At 71.8% G+C, this 16,278-nt stretch carries 19 protein-coding genes; 9 read left to right on the top strand and 10 right to left on the bottom strand.

Annotated features, from left to right (window positions below; translation table 11 throughout):
- Positions 1-3: 3 nt before the first annotated feature.
- Both efeU and ACZ43N_RS07500 read left to right on the top strand, forming a co-directional pair.
- Positions 4-879, top strand: a complete 876-nt coding sequence (gene efeU, locus ACZ43N_RS07505) for an iron uptake transporter permease EfeU (protein WP_468095717.1) — start codon at positions 4-6, stop codon at positions 877-879.
- On the top strand, positions 836-1,894 hold the full coding sequence (locus ACZ43N_RS07500) for an SCO2278 family lipoprotein (protein ID WP_468095715.1): 1,059 nt from the start codon (positions 836-838) through the stop codon (positions 1,892-1,894). The genes efeU and ACZ43N_RS07500 overlap by 44 nt, the downstream gene beginning before the upstream one ends.
- A 12-nt stretch (positions 1,895-1,906) precedes the next feature.
- Here ACZ43N_RS07500 and ACZ43N_RS07495 read toward each other — a convergent pair whose 3' ends face one another.
- Together ACZ43N_RS07495 and ACZ43N_RS07490 are read right to left on the bottom strand one after the other, a co-directional pair.
- Positions 1,907-2,653 carry a bifunctional DNA primase/polymerase gene (locus ACZ43N_RS07495; protein ID WP_468095714.1) on the bottom strand — a complete coding sequence of 249 codons (747 nt, stop codon included), beginning with the start codon at positions 2,651-2,653 and terminating at the stop codon, positions 1,907-1,909.
- Positions 2,654-2,865: 212 nt separating this feature from the next.
- Entirely contained in the window at positions 2,866-3,501 is a 636-nt protein-coding gene (locus ACZ43N_RS07490) for a TetR/AcrR family transcriptional regulator (protein WP_468095712.1), read from the bottom strand.
- 108 nt (positions 3,502-3,609) lie between these two features.
- Between ACZ43N_RS07490 and ACZ43N_RS07485 the strand changes: the two genes are divergently transcribed.
- Positions 3,610-3,819 carry a DUF6243 family protein gene (locus ACZ43N_RS07485; protein WP_468095711.1) on the top strand — a complete coding sequence of 70 codons (210 nt, stop codon included), beginning with the start codon at positions 3,610-3,612 and terminating at the stop codon, positions 3,817-3,819.
- Between the two features lie 201 nt (positions 3,820-4,020).
- Here the strand turns inward: ACZ43N_RS07485 and ACZ43N_RS07480 are convergent, their stop codons facing one another.
- Positions 4,021-4,509, bottom strand: coding sequence for a GNAT family N-acetyltransferase (locus ACZ43N_RS07480; RefSeq protein ID WP_468095709.1), 489 nt, complete (start codon positions 4,507-4,509; stop codon positions 4,021-4,023).
- 329 nt (positions 4,510-4,838) lie between these two features.
- Between ACZ43N_RS07480 and ACZ43N_RS07475 the strand changes: the two genes are divergently transcribed.
- Entirely contained in the window at positions 4,839-5,429 is a 591-nt protein-coding gene (locus ACZ43N_RS07475; RefSeq protein ID WP_468095708.1) for a hypothetical protein, read from the top strand.
- 385 nt (positions 5,430-5,814) lie between these two features.
- On the opposite strand, the gene ACZ43N_RS07470 is transcribed toward ACZ43N_RS07475, so the two are convergent.
- The 3 genes from ACZ43N_RS07470 to ACZ43N_RS07460 form a co-directional block, all read right to left on the bottom strand.
- Positions 5,815-6,867: a small ribosomal subunit Rsm22 family protein gene (locus tag ACZ43N_RS07470; RefSeq protein ID WP_468095706.1), complete on the bottom strand. Its 1,053-nt coding sequence runs from the start codon at positions 6,865-6,867 to the stop codon at positions 5,815-5,817.
- Positions 6,868-6,958: 91 nt separating this feature from the next.
- Positions 6,959-8,176 (bottom strand): serine hydrolase domain-containing protein, encoded by a 1,218-nt coding sequence (locus tag ACZ43N_RS07465; RefSeq protein WP_468095704.1) that lies wholly within the window; start codon positions 8,174-8,176, stop codon positions 6,959-6,961.
- On the bottom strand, positions 8,089-9,696 hold the full coding sequence (locus tag ACZ43N_RS07460; protein WP_468095703.1) for a multidrug effflux MFS transporter: 1,608 nt from the start codon (positions 9,694-9,696) through the stop codon (positions 8,089-8,091). The genes ACZ43N_RS07465 and ACZ43N_RS07460 overlap by 88 nt, the downstream gene beginning before the upstream one ends.
- A gap of 98 nt (positions 9,697-9,794) precedes the next feature.
- Here ACZ43N_RS07460 and ACZ43N_RS07455 point away from each other — a divergent pair, with 98 nt between their 5' ends.
- On the top strand, positions 9,795-10,832 hold the full coding sequence (locus tag ACZ43N_RS07455) for a Gfo/Idh/MocA family protein (RefSeq protein WP_468095701.1): 1,038 nt from the start codon (positions 9,795-9,797) through the stop codon (positions 10,830-10,832).
- On the opposite strand, the gene ACZ43N_RS07450 is transcribed toward ACZ43N_RS07455, so the two are convergent.
- Entirely contained in the window at positions 10,819-12,480 is a 1,662-nt protein-coding gene (locus ACZ43N_RS07450) for an alkaline phosphatase D family protein (protein ID WP_468095700.1), read from the bottom strand. The two genes, ACZ43N_RS07455 and ACZ43N_RS07450, sit on opposite strands and share 14 nt — an antisense overlap.
- A 190-nt stretch (positions 12,481-12,670) precedes the next feature.
- Here ACZ43N_RS07450 and ACZ43N_RS07445 point away from each other — a divergent pair, with 190 nt between their 5' ends.
- A complete protein-coding gene (locus ACZ43N_RS07445) occupies positions 12,671-13,018 on the top strand; it encodes an SDR family oxidoreductase (protein WP_468095698.1) in 348 nt (115 codons plus the stop codon).
- Between the two features lie 57 nt (positions 13,019-13,075).
- Complete coding sequence (locus ACZ43N_RS07440; protein WP_468095696.1) at positions 13,076-13,438, top strand: SDR family NAD(P)-dependent oxidoreductase; 363 nt, start codon at positions 13,076-13,078, stop codon at positions 13,436-13,438.
- 338 nt (positions 13,439-13,776) lie between these two features.
- Here ACZ43N_RS07440 and ACZ43N_RS07435 read toward each other — a convergent pair whose 3' ends face one another.
- Positions 13,777-14,145, bottom strand: coding sequence for a VOC family protein (locus tag ACZ43N_RS07435; RefSeq protein ID WP_468095694.1), 369 nt, complete (start codon positions 14,143-14,145; stop codon positions 13,777-13,779).
- Between the two features lie 63 nt (positions 14,146-14,208).
- Between ACZ43N_RS07435 and ACZ43N_RS07430 the strand changes: the two genes are divergently transcribed.
- Positions 14,209-14,667 (top strand): MarR family winged helix-turn-helix transcriptional regulator, encoded by a 459-nt coding sequence (locus ACZ43N_RS07430; RefSeq protein ID WP_468095692.1) that lies wholly within the window; start codon positions 14,209-14,211, stop codon positions 14,665-14,667.
- Positions 14,668-14,723: 56 nt separating this feature from the next.
- A complete protein-coding gene (locus ACZ43N_RS07425; RefSeq protein WP_468095691.1) occupies positions 14,724-14,975 on the top strand; it encodes a hypothetical protein in 252 nt (83 codons plus the stop codon).
- Positions 14,976-15,042: 67 nt separating this feature from the next.
- Here ACZ43N_RS07425 and ACZ43N_RS07420 read toward each other — a convergent pair whose 3' ends face one another.
- On the bottom strand, positions 15,043-15,246 hold the full coding sequence (locus ACZ43N_RS07420) for a hypothetical protein (RefSeq protein WP_468095690.1): 204 nt from the start codon (positions 15,244-15,246) through the stop codon (positions 15,043-15,045).
- Positions 15,243-16,238, bottom strand: coding sequence for an aldo/keto reductase (locus ACZ43N_RS07415; RefSeq protein WP_468095688.1), 996 nt, complete (start codon positions 16,236-16,238; stop codon positions 15,243-15,245). Before ACZ43N_RS07415 ends, ACZ43N_RS07420 begins: the two co-directional genes overlap by 4 nt.
- Between the last annotated feature and the right edge of the window lie 40 nt (positions 16,239-16,278).

The following is a 16,278-nucleotide window of genomic DNA, read 5'->3' as shown; positions in this document are numbered from 1 at the left end:
GCCGTGTTCGCGAACTATCTGATCGGGCTGCGCGAAGGCCTGGAGGCCAGTCTCGTCGTCTGCATCCTCATCGCGTACCTGGTGAAGACGGAACGCCGGGACGCCCTGAAGCCCATCTGGATCGGTGTCGGTGCCGCCGTGGCACTCGCCCTGTGCTTCGGCAGCGTCCTCGAGTTCGGCTCGCAGGAGATGACGTTCGAGGCGCAGGAGGCGCTCGGCGGCTCGCTGTCCATCATCGCGGTGGGCCTCGTGACGTGGATGGTCTTCTGGATGCGCCGCACGGCCCGGCACCTGCGGTCCGAGCTGCACGGAAAGCTCGACACGGCCCTCCAGTTGGGCACGGGCGCCCTGGTGGCGACCGCGTTCCTGGCGGTGGGCCGGGAGGGCCTGGAGACCTCGCTGTTCGTGTGGACGTCCGTCCGGGCGTCCAGCGACGGCACCCAGGGCCCGCTGATCGGTGTGCTGCTGGGCCTCGCCACGGCGGTCGTCCTCGGCTGGCTGTTCTACCGGGGTGCCCTGCGCATCAACCTGTCCAGGTTCTTCACGTGGACCGGCGGCATGCTGGTCGTGGTCGCGGCCGGCGTCCTCGCGTACGGCTTCCACGACCTCCAGGAGGCGGACTTCCTGCCCGGCCTGACGGACAAGGCGTTCGACATCACGGGGACGATCCCGCCGGACAGCTGGTACGGCACCCTGCTGAAGGGCGTGTTCAACTTCCAGCCCGACCCGACGGTCCTCCAAGTCACGGTCTGGCTCCTGTATCTGGTCCCGACGCTCGCGCTGTTCCTCGCCCCGGTAGGGTTCGCCTCCGGGAAGGGGAAGGTGAAGGTTCCTGATGAGCAGGGTTCGCGGGGTTCCGAGCACACGAAGGCTTCGTGAGGTTCGTCCGGTTCGTACGCGTGAGGGGCGGCGCGGGCTTCGGTCGTACGGCCGCGGAGCGCTGCTGACGACAGCGGTGGCCGTGCTGTCGCTGACGGCGAGCGGGTGCGTGGTGGTCCGTGGCGACCTGGAGATAGTCGCCACGGCGACCCAGGGCGAGGCGGCCCGCGCGCTGGAGGAGTTCACCACCGCGTACAACGAGGCCGACAAGGAGTACGACCAGTCCCGGGACGCCTCGCGGGTGACCGGTGCCCTCGCCGACATCGACGGCGGCAAGCTCCGCTCGGGCGCGAAGATCAACCCGAGCGGCAACCCCGACCATGTGCCGCTGAAGCTGAGCGACGTGAAGTACACGATCCCCGAGAAGGCGGCCTGGCCCCGCTGGTTCGTGGTCGACGCCGCCGCCAACAAGGGCCGGAACACCGACCGTTGGCTGTTCGTCTTCACCCGCGACGGGCTGGACGACCTGTGGGAGGTGTCCTTCCTCACGATCATGCCCGCCGAGGACGTGCCGCAGTTCAAGAAGGACGAGGACGGCTACGCGCAGGTCGTCTCCGCCGACGACCCCCAGCTGTCCGTGGCCCCGGCGGAGCTGCCCGACAAGTACGTGACGTATCTGAAGGAGGACAGCGCCCTCTTCGCCGACGGCCCGTACACCTCGGACGAGCGCTCCAAGCGCCAGAAGAACGCCGAACGGCCGGGCATCGTACGGCAGTACGTCGACGAGGCGCTGACGAACGGCGACTACGCGCCGGTGGGGTTGCGCACCACGGACGGTGGGGCGATGGTCTTCTTCACGACCCGCCACTACGAGAAGCAGACGGCGGCGCGGGGTGTGGACATCCCCGTCAACGACGCGGCCGTCAGGGCGCTGATGACGGGCGAGCCGAAGCAGTCGCTGACGCTGGAGTTCGTCTCCAACCAGGCGGTCCTGGACCCGGCGCGGACGGCCTCGGACGAACAGGTGAGGTTCCTCGGCCAGGTGGGCGGGCTCACGTCCGCCAAGGGCGAGTGACGCTCCCGGTGTTCAGCCGCGGTGGGGCCAGGCCGTGTGGTCCGGTTCCCCGCCCACGTGACGGGCGCATTCGTCGGTGAGGATCTCCAGCAGGCTCAGCGGGTCCGGCAGCGGATGCTCCGGACCGCGGACCCAGTGGACGGTGACGTCACCGGGGAGCCGGGCGGGCGGTACGAGGACGTAGGAGCCCCGGCAGTGCCAGCGCAGACCCGGATGCTCGTCCATGGTCTCCGGGTGGCAGTCCAGCTCACAGGGCCACCACTCGTCCTCGTCCTCGGGGGTGCCCCGGGTGAGGGTGAAGAAAAGGAGCCGTCCGCCGTCCGACTCGGACTCCGACTCGGCGACGGGCCCCACCTCGATGCCGGAGGCGAGCAGCCGCTCCAGGGCCTGCCGTCCGGCGTCGAGCGGCACGTCCAGCACGTCGTGGACCATTCCGGTCGCGGTGATGAAGTTGGCCTCCGGCTGGTGCCGGGCCCACCGCTCCACCTGGGCGCGATCGGTGGTGGACTGGGTCTGCCAGGCGAAGGACACCGGGTGGCGGGCGGGGGTCGGACAGCCGACGCGGTCGCAGGAACACCGGTAGCCCGAGGGGTACGCGGCGGGCGCGAGCGGGAGTCCGGCGGCGGCTGCCGCGAGGAGCAGCGCCTCACGGCCGGCGGCGTCGGGGGTCTCGTCGAGCGGGCGGCCTGCGCGTCGGCCCCGCAGCCACTCGGAGATCCTGCCCTGCCGACCGGTCCGGCCGCCGAACGTCGCCCTCATCTATCCCCTCGCCTCGCTGTGGTGCGGACAGCATGCCTCATCGTCCCACCATCCTGCGCCGTGGTGGGCCAGAGCCCACATCCGGGGTAGGTGGGGCCAAGCCGGAGCGCGGACAGGGATGGCGCGCTATTACACACTTTGACGTGATTTACAGCCCGCCGCGAGGCGCAGCCCGGTCGGTTTGGTCACACCGAGGCGGAGAGTTGACGAGGTCAGCGGGGGACCAGGCCATACAGGGCGTATTCGACCAGGGCGTCCGTGTACTCGTACGAGATGGGGCCCGTGTACTGGAGCCAGCGCTGGGCGAGCGGTGAGACGAAGAGTTCCAGGGCGATGCGCGGGTCGATGCCGGGGCGCACGGCGCCCTGTTCCTGGGCCGCGCGCAGGCGCTTCACATACAGCTGGAGCTGCGGTTCGAGAAGCTTGGCGACGAACTCGGTGCCGAGCTGCCGGTTGACGACACCCTCGGCGGCCAGCGCGCGCGAGGGGGCCTCGAACCTGGGGTCGAGCAGTTCGTCCACGGTGGCGCGCAGGACGGCCTTGAGGTCGGCCTCGAGGTCACCGGTGTCGGGGATCTCGTACTGCGCCCGCTCCCCGAGGGCCTCGGGCCCGGCCGCGGCCTCTGCCGCCTGGGCGCTCAGATCGAGGAACGCCTCCAGCAGGACGTCCGCCCTGGACGACCACCAGCGGTAGATCGTCTGCTTGCCGACGCCGGCGCGGGCGGCGATGCCCTCGATGGTCGTCTTCTGGTAGCCGACCTCGCCGACGAGGGCGAGGGCGGCGTCGTAGATGGCGCGGCGGGATTTCTCGCTGCGGCGAGTGGAGTCAGGGGCGCTCTTATTGGCCATGTGCCGAATTTACCAGGTTGACAAGACGGCGCGTCTCGCCTGACAGTGGAGCGGTCGGATGACGAGACGGACCGTACCGTCGCGTAAACGCAATGAGAGGAGACCACCATGACCCGTGGCGGAGCCGGAAACATGCTGGGAGTGGGCGGCGCCCGCCGGAACCTGGGCCGCAAGGCCCTGAGGGGCGGCGAGCGGGGCGGCCGGGTCGGTGGCGGCGTCGACCCGCAGGCCGAGAAGCGGGAGCTCCTGCGAAAGCTCCGGGAGAAACACGCGGAAGAAGGCGCCGACGGAGCGGGAGCGACCGGCGAGACGTCGTGAACACGAGACGCCGCGAACACGAGACGTCGTGGACACGAGACGTCGTGGACACGAGGCGCCATGAAAGCGAGGCGCCATGAACAGGAGGCGTCGCGAACTGGAGCAGGTCCGCCCCGCCGGGACCCTCGGGCCGCAGCAGGGCGGACATCCCCGAATCCCGGGCGGATGACCGATCGGGGCCGGGGTGATGGCTGATCGAGGTCAGCCGGACGGCCGGTCCGACAGCTCCAGTACGCCCACCGTCTGGCCTCCACTGGTCTCCCCGGTGAGGCGGAAACCGAGGCGCAGGTAGAAGGCTTCGGGACCGTCGGGTCCCGGGTGCCAGGTGACATAGAGGCGGGTGCCACCCCGGCGGCGGATCTCGGCGGCGACGGCCTCCACGGCGAAACGGCCGTAGCCGCGGCCCTGTTCACCGGCGTCGATGTTGAGACGCCACAGGCCGGAGCGGATGTCCGTGCCGCTGCCGTCGCCCTTCCAGTCGATGTCGAGGAAGGCCATGAGGAAGCCGACGGCCCGCTCGCCGTCCCGGATGAGGCGGGGCCAGGCGACGCCGGGACGGACGTACGCCTCCGCGAGGGACTTCTCGACCGGCTCCACCAGGTGCTCCTGGTCGGGGCGGACACGAATGCCCAGCGCGGTATCGAGGTTGGCGGGGGTCAGCTCTTCCAGGCACAGCGTTGTCGTCGACATGATCCACGACTTAGCCCGAGGCGACAGGGTCACCGCAACCGATTTCCGCGGTCGCAACTCACCTTCCGACAGGATGAGTTCACCTTATGCACACGAACCGGCCTCAGTATCATCATGAGATGACGGAACCGACGCAATCCGGCCAGTCAGCGGGCCCGCCGGCCCAGCCCCCGGCTTCCCCACCCCCGGCTTCCCAGCCACCGACTCCGCCCACTCCGCCGACGCCCCCGGCCCCGGCCCCCGGGCAGGGTTGGCCGGCCCCTCCCCCGCCGACGGCCCCGTACCCCTACGCGAGCGCGCCGGCCGGACCGCCGGGAGGTCCGGGCGGGGTGTCCGACCGGCTGTCCGGTGCGCTGTTGGCCGTCGGCGCGGCCCTCACCGTCGGCGGTTCGTTCACCACGCTGACCTCGGCGGTGAACTACCAGGACAGCGAGCGGGAAGAAGTGGCCCTCGAGAGCGTGTCGAAGGCGTGGTCCCACCGGAACGAGTTCGCTGCGGGCCTGGTGGACGACGAGGTGACCGAGACCATGCAGTTCGACGGCATCCCGCTGCTCGTCGGCATCGTCGTCGCCCTGGTCGCGGCCGTGTTCCTGCTGATGGGCCCCGGTCGGCGGTCTTCGCTGCGCCAGGGGCTCGGTGTCGCGGGCGGGGCGGTGCTGTTCGGCACGACCCTGACAGTGGTGATGGAGTCGGTCAGTGTGCTGCAGTGGGAGTCGGACACCCAGGTCATGAGCTTCGGCCTCGGCTTCTATCTGCTGGTGTTCGCCGCTCTCCTGGGCCTCGCCGCGACCGTGCTCACCCTCCTCGGCACCCAGCGCTCCGCCTCCGCGGAGACCGCCCTGCCCCGGTCCTCCCACCCCTGGCCGGCACCGCCCGCCGCCCAGCCGCACCTGCCGGGCCGGCCCCCGTCGTCGTACTAAGGGCTGTCCCGTCATCCGCGGTGGGTCAGCGCACGGCGTCGGATGCTGGGGGCACCTCCCACGCCGTTCAGGCAGTGGGGAGCATCGCAAGGCGGAGGGGCGTCCGCATACGGGATGTATGCGGGAGTTCCGACAACGCGGCGAGGTGGCGTGGCCGGCGTCGTGCGCCCGCCGGGGATGACGGGACAGCCCTTGGAGCTCCGAACAAAAGGGGAGTCCGATCAGCTTGCGGCGTATGGTGCGTGCGATCGCAAGGCGCCGGAAGCTCCTCGTAGCGGAGCTACTAGGGGCTTTCGGCAACGCGGCGAGCGTGCGTGCCAGACGCCGCGAGCCGGGCTCCCCTTTTGTTCGGAGCTCTTAGCGGCTGCCGTCCGGAGCTGAGGGCTCAGTGCCGGTCGTCGTTCCCGGCCGGCGGGGGCCAGGCGTCACCCCAGTCGGCGTCGCGGGCCGCCTTGTAGAGGGGGCCGTGGCGTTTGGTGACCGTCGTCCGGCCGAGGGTGGGAACGGGGCCGGCGCCGGGCTCGCCCGGGGTGTCGGTGGGGGTCGCGGTCCCGGTTCCACAGAGGTCGAGGAGGACCTGGCCCTTGCGGATCTGGGGCTTGCGTACGACGCGGGAGGCGGCCGGGGCGGGGGCGAAGCGGGTCGCGGCGACGTAGCTGAACTTCTCGTCCTCGTACGCCAGGGAGCCGCCCTTGACCTGGCGGTGCAGGGAGGAACGGCTGACGCGGGCGGAGAAGTGGCACCAGTCCTCGCCGGGGACGATCGGGCAGGCGGCGCTGTGCGGGCAGGGGGCGGCGATGTGGAACCCCGCCGCGACGAGACGGTCGCGGGCCTCGATGACCCGTGCGTAGCCGCCGGGGGTGCCGGGTTCGATGACCACGACGGCCTGCGCGGCGGTCGCGGCGGCGTCGACGACGGCGGCGCGGTCGTCGTCGGTGAGCTCGCCGAGGACGTAGGAGATCGTGACGAGATCAGTGCTCTCGATAGTGAGCGACGATCCGATACGAGAGCGCTGCCATGCGGCGGCCTTCAGGTCCGGGTTGGCGGCGGCGATCTCCCGGCCGAGCGCCAGCGCCGGTTCCGCCCAGTCGAGCACCGTCACCGGGCGTCCGCCCGCCCAGGTCGCGTTCACGGCCCAGGTCGCCGCGCCCGTCCCCCCGCCGATGTCCACGTGGCTGCCGGGCTCCCAGCCGGCCACCGTCCCCGCGAACGCCTCCAGCGCCGCGCAGACCGCCTCGAACGTGGCCGGCATCCGGTACGCCGCGTACGCCACCACGTCCGACCGGTCCCGCAGCACCGGCGCATCGGTGGGCGTCCGCCCCCGGTAGTTCACGATGAGCCGCTCCACCGCCTGCGTGGCCGCCTTCGGCGGAAGCCCGTCGAGAAGGCCGGCGAGGGCGGTCCGGAGGGTGTCGGACGGGGAGAGAGGGGCGTTCACGAAGGGATTCTAAGAGAACCGGGCCGTCCGTCCGCGTCGGAGCCGTCCCCGTCGGCGTCGATCCCCGCGGCCGGACCTCACCCGACCTCGCTCACATCCCCCGCACGGCCCGGGCCACCCGGGTCCCCGCCGCCGCGCGGGCCGCGTTCAACGGGGCCCCTCGGCGCGGGTGGACCGCGTTGGTCAGCAGGATCAGGAAGGTGTCCGTGGCCTGGTCGAGGACGAGGGACGTGCCGGTGAAGCCGGTGTGGCCGGCCGCGCCCCGGCCCGCCAGCCCGCCCATGAACCAGGGCTGGTCCAGGGCGAAGCCCAGGCCGGGCGGGGTGAGGAGGAGTTCGACGAAGTCGGGGCCGAGGATGCGGGCGGGGCCGTAGGAGCCGCCCGCCAGCAGGGTGCGGCAGAACACCGCCAGGTCCCGGGCCGTCGAGAAGAGCCCCGCATGGCCGGCGACCCCGCCGAGCGCCCAGGCGTTCTCGTCGTGGACCTCGCCCCGCAGCATGCCCCGCTCGGCCTTGCCCCAGGGCCGGCGCTGGTCCTCCGTCGCCGCCGCGCCGGGGCAGGGCCCGAAGGCCGTGGCCGTCATGCCCAGGGGACGGGTGATGCCGGCGTGGATCAGGTCGTCCAGGCCCCGGCCCGTGAGGCGTTCGAGGACGTGCTGGAGGAGCAGGAGGTTGAGGTCGGAGTAGACGTGGACCGTGCCCGGCGCCGTCGTCGGTTCCTCGCGCCGCAGCATCGCCAGCCGTGCCTCGGGGGACCCGCAGCCGTACAGCGGGAGTTCGGGCCGCAGACCGGACGTGTGGGTGAGGAGGTGGCGGACGGTGAGGCCGTGTGCGGCGGCGCCGGAGAAGTCTGGGAGGTACGCCGCGACCTTCGCGTCGATGCCGAGGGTGCCGCGCTCCAGCTGCTGGACCGCCGCCACGGCGGTGAACAGCTTGGTGAGGGATGCCAGGTCGAAGGGGGTGCGGGGGGTCGCCGGGACACGGGCCCCGGGCGGCAGTTCCACCCCGCTGTCGGTGCGTTCGTCGTAGGCCTGGTAGCGGACCGCCCAGCCGGCCGCCTCCTCGACGGCGATGACGGGACCGCGGCCGGCGAGGACGACGGCGGCGGGCGCCCGGGGCCGGTCGCCTTCCGTGAGCGCGCGCACCTCTCGTACGAGATGGCGCAGCTCCTCGGGGTCGAGTCCGGCCCGTTCCGGGGTGTCCGTGCGCAGTCTCGGCGCGCTCAGCTCTCCTCCCCCTTCCTCTCCGCTCCGTTCGGGACAGGGATACCCCCGTCCACTTCCTTCGTACGCTTGTTCCAAGGACGGCACAGTGCCACGAAGCAGGTCGCGGCCAACAGTGTCGCGGTGAGTTGGACGACGGCCATGGGGACGGCGGTTTCCTCGCCCGCGACGCCGACCAGGGGGGACGCTACCGCGCCGATCAGGAAGGACGAGGTACCCAGCAGCGCCGACGCCGAACCCGCCGCGTGCCGTACCCGCATCAGGGCGAGGGCCTGGGTGTTGGGGAGGGTGACGCCCATCGCGGACATCAGCACGAAGAGGGCCGCGGCGACCGGGGCCAGACCGACCTTCCCGAAGGCGCCCAGCGACATCAGCAGCAGGGCGGTCGCGGCGAGCGTGATGACGGTGAGGCCGGCCGCGAACACCTTGTCGAGGTTGACGCGGCCGACGAGGACCTTGCCGTTGATCTGGCCGACGATGACGAGGCCGACGGAGTTGACGCCGAAGAGGAGGCTGAAGGTCTGCGGGGAGGCGCCGTAGATCTCCTGGATCACGAACGGGGAGGCACTGATGTAGGCGAAGAGCGCGGCGAAGGTGAAGCCGCCGGCGAGGACGTAGCCCATGAAGACGCGGTCGGTGAGCAGGCCGCGCATGGCGTGCAGCGTCTCGCCGATGCCGCCGCCGTGGCGTTCGGCGGGGGCGAGCGTCTCGGGGAGTTTCGCCCAGACGACCGCGAGCAGGGCGGCGCCGATGACGGTGAGGACGACGAAGACGCCCCGCCAGTCGGTGACGCGGAGGATCTGGCCGCCGACGAGGGGCGCGACGATCGGCGCCACCCCGGAGACCAGCATCAGGGTGGAGAAGAAGCGGGCCATGGCGTCGCCGTCGTACAGGTCGCGTACGACCGCCCGGGCGATCACGATCCCGGCCGAGCCCGCGAGCCCCTGCAGCAGCCGGAAGGCGATGAGGGTCTCGACGGTCGGGGCGAGGGCGCACAGCGCGGTGGCCAGGATGTAGACGGCGAGGCCGAGCAGGAGGGGGCGCCTGCGGCCCCAGCGGTCGCTCATCGGACCGATCAGCAGCTGGCCGAGGGCCATTCCGGCGAGGCAGGCGGTGAGGGTGAGCTGGACCGTGGTGGCGGGGGCGTGGAGGGAGTTGGTGACCTCCGGCAGGGCCGGGAGGTACATGTCCATCGCCAGGGGCGGGGTGGCGGTGAGCCCACCGAGGGTGATTGTGACGAGGAGACCGGTGCGGCGCAGGGCGGCGGGAGCGGCCTTCGCCGGCCTGGGGTCCTGCGTCGGCCGTCGGTCCGCGGGGTTCGATGGCTCGGAGTGCGACGGTGACCGGCGGCCGGCCGGCTTCGAGGGCGCGGGGTCCGACGGTGGCCGCTCGTCGGCCGGCTGCGCCGGTGCAGGGATCGGCCGTGTCCGCTCCGGCCGGTCCGTGGGCTCGGCGCCCGGCCGCGGGAGCCCGGGGCCGGATACCGGCGCCTCGGGCCGCCCCTCCGTCGGTCCGATCGCCGCCGCCGAGCCCGGCTCCGGGTGCCCGGCCGACGCCACCGTGTTCGACTCGGCCGCCGCCGAGCCCGGTATGTGCCCCTCCGGCATGTGCCCCTCCCTGTCTGTTCGGTCCGCACCTATGCTCTCAGCTCGTACGACGTGGGCGGGGTCACCACCGCGCCCCGGGGCCGAGGACAGGGGTGGCGATGGCGCGGGACGGACGGGTGCGGTGGGGGATTCTGGCGACCGGAGGGATCGCCGCGAGCTTCACGGCCGATCTCGTCGACCTGCCGGACGCCGAGGTCGTGGCGGTGGCGTCGCGCAGCGAGGAGTCGGCGAAGGCGTTCGCCGAACGGTTCGGGATACCGAGGGCGTACGGGCAGTGGCGCGCGCTCGCCGAGGACGAGGGCGTCGATGTGGTGTACGTCGCCACGCCGCACTCGGCGCACCGGATCGCCGCCGGGATGTGTCTGGAGGCGGGCCGGGGCGTGCTGTGCGAGAAGCCGTTCACGCTGAACGTGCGGGAGGCCGAGGAACTGGTCGCGCTGGCGCGGGGACGCGGGCGGTTCCTGATGGAGGCCATGTGGATGTACTGCAATCCGCTGGTCCGGCGGCTCGCGGAGCTGGTGCGGGACGGCGCGATCGGTGACGTCCGGACCGTGCAGGCGGACTTCGGACTGGCGGGGCCCTTCCCGCCGTCGCACCGGCTGCGGGACCCGGCGCAGGGCGGGGGCGCGCTGCTGGACCTCGGGGTGTACCCGATCTCGTTCGCGCAGCTGCTGCTCGGGGAGCCGTCGGACGTCACGGGGAGAGCGATGCTCTCCGACGAGGGCGTCGATCTCCAGACCGGAGCACTGCTCACCTGGGAGAGCGGTGCCATCGCTTCGGTGCACTGCTCCATCGTCGGCGGTACGGCCACCTCGGCGTCGGTCACCGGCTCCCGGGGCCGCATCGACATCCCGAACGGCTTCTTCTACCCGGACCGCTTCGTGCTGCACCGCGACGGCCGTGAGCCCCAGGCCTACGCCGCGGACCCCGCCGACGGCCCCCGCAACAGCTTCCGGCACGAGGCCACCGAGGTGATGCGGGCCCTGCGCGCCGGCGAGACCGAGTCCCCGCTGGTCCCGCTCGACGGCACCCTCGCGGTGATGCGGACGCTCGACGCGATCCGGGACCGCGTCGGCGTCCGCTATCCCGGCGAGGACGGCCGGCGGGACGGCGATCTCGTGGCTACACCGGTGTGAGCCCGGGGTTGCCCGCCTCCAGTGCGAACGACGCGACCGTGGTGAGGCCCGCGTCCGGAGTCGTCACGTACGGCAGGGCGTGGAAGTCGGCGCGGGCCTGCGTCCTGCCGAGGGAGACCGTCAGATAGCCGCGGCGGCCGTTGTAGAACCGCATGTGCGGGTTGGCGGTCATGTAGGTGTCCCAGTTGGCGGGCTTGTCGGAGCCGTTGCCGCCGCTGCTGACGGAGGTGGCGACGAGTTCCGCCCCGACGGTGGGCGAGGAGCGGTCGTCGAAGTCGCGCTTGATGTCGAAGGCGTAGCCCACGTGGACGTCGCCGGTGAGGACCATCAGGTTCTCGATGCCGGCGGCGTCCGCGCCGGCGAGGATGCGTTCGCGGGAGGCCCGGTAGCCGTCCCAGGAGTCCATGGACACCTTGTAGTTCTCGCCGACGGCGTTGCGGCGCTGGGAGAAGGTGACCTGCTGGGGGACGACGTTCCAGATCGCGTCGGACTCGGCCCAGCCGTCCAGCAGCCACTGCTCCTGCTCGTCGCCCGTTACCGAACGCGCCGGGTCGGCGGACTCCGGACCGGGGATCTGCCAGCCGTCGCCCTGGGCCTGGTTGTCGCGGTACTGACGGGTGTCGAGGATGTCGAACTGGGCGAGGCGGCCCCAGGTGAAGCGGCGGTAGAGCTGCATGTCGGGGCCGTCGGGCCGCTGTCCGCGGCGCAGCGGCTGGTTCTCCCAGTAGGCGCGGTAGGCGGCGGCGCGGCGCAGCAGGAACTCCTCGGGCGGGCTGTCGTGTTCGTCGTTGTCGCCCGCGTAGTTGTTCTCGGTCTCGTGGTCGTCCCAGGTGACGACGAAGGGGTGCGCGCGGTGCGCGGCCCGAAGGTCCGGGTCGGTCTTGTAGAGGGCGTACCGCAGCCGGTAGTCCTCCAGGGTGACGGTCTCGTGGTTGAAGTGGGCGGGCAGGACGCGGTCGGTGTAGTTGCGGGCGCCGCCCACGGCGTTCACGGCGTACTCGTAGAGGTAGTCCCCGAGGTGGAAGACGACATCGATGTCCTCGTTCGCGAGGTGCCGATAGGCGGTGTAGTACCCCTGGTCGTACCGCTGGCAGGAGACGGCCGCGAAGGAGAGCCCCGAGGCGCCGGACAGATGGCCGCGTCCGGGGGCGGTGCGGGTACGGCCGGTGTCGCTGATCCAGGAGCCGACGCGGAAGCGGTAGTAGTACTCACGGCCCGGGTCGAGATAACGGACCTCGACGTGGACGGTGTGGTGGAACTCGGGGTGGGCGATGGCGGAGCCGCGTCTGACGACGCGTCGGAAATCCTCGTCGCGGGCGATCTCCCAGCGGACGATGACGCGTTCGGCGGGCAGACCACCGTCCGGCTCGTACGGCTTGGGTGCGAGCCGGGTCCACAGGAGCACGGAGGTGGGCAACGGGTCGCCGGAGGCCACGCCGAGGGTGAAGGGGTCCTCGGTGATGTGGCGCGGGTCCAGTTCGGCGGCGGCCGCGGCGCCCGCAGCCGGGAGGTTGGTGGCGAGGGCGAGCGCGGCGGCGGCGCCGGTGAGGGTGAGGAAGCGGCGGCGGTCGAAGTGGCGTGCGGCAGCGCGCAGTTCGGGCGAGTGGGACGAATGCGTCTGGGTCGCCCTGTGGGCAGCGTGCGTCATCTGGCCTTCCCCTGAAGGTAGTTGTCCGTGAGCATTGGAGTGGCCAGGTTCGACGATCTTCTGTCCCGTGCACAACAGCCAGGTGGCGGACGGATGAGTTCCCTATGGCCCGCCTCCTCCTGCCCGGTCCGCCGCGTGCCCTCCCCTACGTTGCGAGCCCAGGAGGACCCAGGGAACGAAGATCGCGATCGTGACGGGTGCAGGCTCCGGTATCGGGCGTGCCGAGGCTCTGGAGCTGCCGGGCGCCGGGTGGTCGGTGGCGCCGGCGGGGCGCTGGGAGGAGAAGCTCGTCGAGACGGCGGGCGGGGCGCCTCAGGAGCTGTGCGTCCGTACGGACGTCTCACGGCCCGAGGAGGTGGCGGCGCTCTTCGCCGCGGTGCGGGAGCGGTGCGGGCGGCTGGATCTGCTGTTCAACAACGCGGGGACGTTCGGGCCGGGCGGGGTGCCGGTGGAGGAGCCGGACTACGCGGCCTGCGGCATGTGGTGGACACCAACCTCAGCGGGGCGCTCCTGTGCGCACAGGCGGCGTACCGGCTGATGAAGGAGATGAAGGAGCAACCCTCCCCCAGGCTCTCCACTGCGTTCGAGCAGGGAGGTGCCCCCACGGCGGCCGGGTCATCAACAGCGGCTCCATCTCGGCGCACACGCCCGCCCGCACTCCGCCGCCTGCACGGCGACCAAGCACGCGTTGACGGGCCTGACCAAGTCGCTGTCGCTCGACGGCCGGCCGTGGGGCATCGCGGTCGGGCAGACCGACATCGGCAACGCGGCGACGGAGATGACCGAGCGGATGCGGCAGGGTGTTCCCCAGGCGAACGGGCACCTCATGTCCGAGCCCGGGACGGATGTCGCCGATGCGGCCCGGACCGTGCGGCACAGGGCGGAGTCGCCGCTGGAGACGATTGTGCAGTTCGCGACGGTGATGGCGACGACGATGCCGTACGTGGGGCGCGGCTGAGCCGTACGCGGGGCGCGGCCGAGTCCTGCCGGGCCGTTCATCCAGAGCTCAACCTGCACAAACGGAAGATGTCACTCCGGGCCATTCGAGCACGTGGGAGTCATATGCTCATCACTCCTCCACCGGAGCTTCACATCTTGGCTTCACAGTTGGAGGAGACGGCTTCCGTCACCACACCGAGGGGGGAGGGGGCAGCCGGCCCGCGCTCCGGAAGGGGGCGGACCTCGCGTGGGACCGCGAGGTGCGCACCGGGACACGGGACGGCTGCCCCGCCATACCGCCAGGCACCGCCGGTACGGCGTGAACAGCCAGGTCGTCACCCGGTGGCGTTCGGTCGGTCAAGCGCGGTCATGGAGCGTGATCCGGTAGCCGTCGGGGTCGGCGAAGGAGAAGGTCCGGCCGAAGGGACCGTCGATCGGCGCGGAGACGATGGTGTGACCGTCGGCGACGAGCGCGTCATGGACGGCCTGGACGTCGGTGGCGTGGAGCCAGATCGCGACACCGATGCCGGGCTGTGCGACGGACGCGAGGTCGGTGCCGGGAACGACGTCGCGCAGCGCGAACGCGATCGGCTTCGTCTCGAAGACGACGGCGTGCGGAGGTCCGGCCGGCGAGCGCACAAGACCCAGGTACTGCTCGTAGAACACCTGTGAAGCGTCGAGGTCGCGCACTTGGAGCGAGAGGAAGTCGGGGCCGGTGGCGGGCATGGTGACGCTCCTTCTTTGCGTGTCAGTTTTCTGACACGCAGCAACCTATGTCAGAATGCTGACATGGGTCAAGAAGGTGTCGGCGTCGACCTGGAGACGTCACTGGGCTACCTGCTCAAAGAAGCGTCGAGCGCCCTCCGCGCGGCCATGGAGGAGGTGCTGCGGCCGCTCGGGATGAGCGTGACGCACTACGCCTGCCTCGAACTGCTCGCGCAGCGGCCGGGCTTGTCGAACTCCGAGCTCGCACGGGGCGCGTTCGTGACGCGGCAGACGATGAACGTGCTGCTCCAGGCCCTGGAGAGAGACGGCTACGTGACCAGGCCCGCGGAGGCGCCCGTCGGGAAGGCGCTGCCCACACGGCTCACGCCGCGCGGCCGACGAAGCCTTGAGAAGGCGAGCGCGGCCGTCCGGTCCGTCGAGGCCAGAATGCTGGCCGGCCTGACCGGGACCGAGCAGTCGGAGGCATTCCGGATCCTGCAGAGCATGATCCGTTCCCTGCGCGGTGACGACGAGGGCGCCTGAGGACTGTCCCGTGGTCCCCGGCGGGCGCACGACGCCGGCTACGGCACCTCGCCGCGTTGCCGGAACGCCCGCATGCATCCACCCTGCTCCACCACGCCGACCTGCGGGAACCGGCCTTCCCGGACCTGGGGAAGGAGCAGTCCGCGGCGGTCGAGCCGCGCATGTCCGAGATGGCCGAACGCCACTGGGCCGACCCCGCCCTCCGTCACATGGCCGAGACCGCCGCCGCGACCTCTGCCGCGCTCACCGCCGCGACGATGGCGGTATGCGGGCGCCCCTCCGCCTTGCGATGCTCCCCCACTGCCTGAACGGCGTGGGAGGTGCCCCCGGCATCCGACGCCGTGCGCTGATCCACCGCGGATCACAGGACAGCCCTCAGTCCGATCCGCGGCGGAGCCGCCATGGCTTCCCGTCGAGACGCACGAGCGCGCCGATCTCCACGAGTTGGTCCGGCAGCGCCAGGTCGGAGACGCCCATGACCGTGCCGGCGGGCCGTGCTCCCCGAAGTACCGGGCGGCAACGCAGGAATTCGCCGGCCCCGGACACCTTCTTGCGGAACGGGATGAGCGGGCCGCTCACCGCCCCAGGACCCGGTCGACCTCCGCCAGCTGGTCAGCGGTGAGCGGCCCCTTCGCGAGGGCGCCCGCGTTCTCCTCTGCCTGGGCGACCGAGCGGAAGCCGGGGATGGGCACGGTCCGCGGGCTGCGGCCCCAGATCCAGGCGAGGGCGCCCTGCGCGAGCGTACGGCCGTCGCTGGTGAGGATCTCCCGCAGCGCCTCGACCCGGCCCAGCCACTCGGGGTCGGCGCCGGTGTCCGCGGTGAAGCCCGGCAGCCAGGCGGGCGGGTTGCTGCGGATGTCACCGGCCGCGAGGGCGCGACCCGTGGCGTGCTTGCCGGTGAGCAGGCCCATGGCGAGGGGGCTGCGGTTGATGCTCGCCAGGTTCGACGCCTCGCAGAGGGCGAGGAGTTCGGGCGCGTCCTGGAGGATGTTCAGCCGGTGCTGGACGGCCGCGCAGTGCGCTCCCTTCGCGAAGACGGCGGCCCGGTCCGGGTCGTCGGTGCTCCACGCGTACGCCCGGATCAACCCCTCGCGGACGAACTCCTCGCAGGTGTCGCGGAGTTCGGCCGCCCGCTCGGGGTCGGCGTCGGAGATGTGGAGCTGGTAGAGGTCGATGTGGTCCGTGCCGAGACGGTCGAGGGAGGCGGTGAGGGCGCGACGGGCGTGGGCCGGGGTGTCGTCCTGGCCGGCGGCGGTGCGGGTGCGCTCGTCGAAGACGTTGCCCCACTTGGTGGCCACGACGACGTCCGCGCGGCGCCTGCCGAGGGCACGGCCGAGCACGCGTTCGCTGTGGCCCGTGCCGTACGCGTCGGCCGTGTCGAAGAAGGTGACGCCGAGGTCGAGGGCGCGGCGCACCGCCCGTACGGACTCCTCGTCGTCGACCTTGCCCCAGCCGAGCGGCTGCCCGTCGGCGGACTGCCACTCGCCGCCGATGGCCCAGCAGCCGAAGCCGAGGGCGCTGACCTGGATACCGCTGCGGCCGAGGGACCTGGTGTACGTGTTCGTCTCCATGACCGAGGACGGTAGGAGTTGGAGTGCACACGAGGGCAAG

It is taken from the genome of Streptomyces sp. NPDC030814, assembly GCF_055572155.1.
Note: the sequence above shows the minus strand (reverse complement) of the source record. Positions and strands in the feature narration are given on the sequence as shown.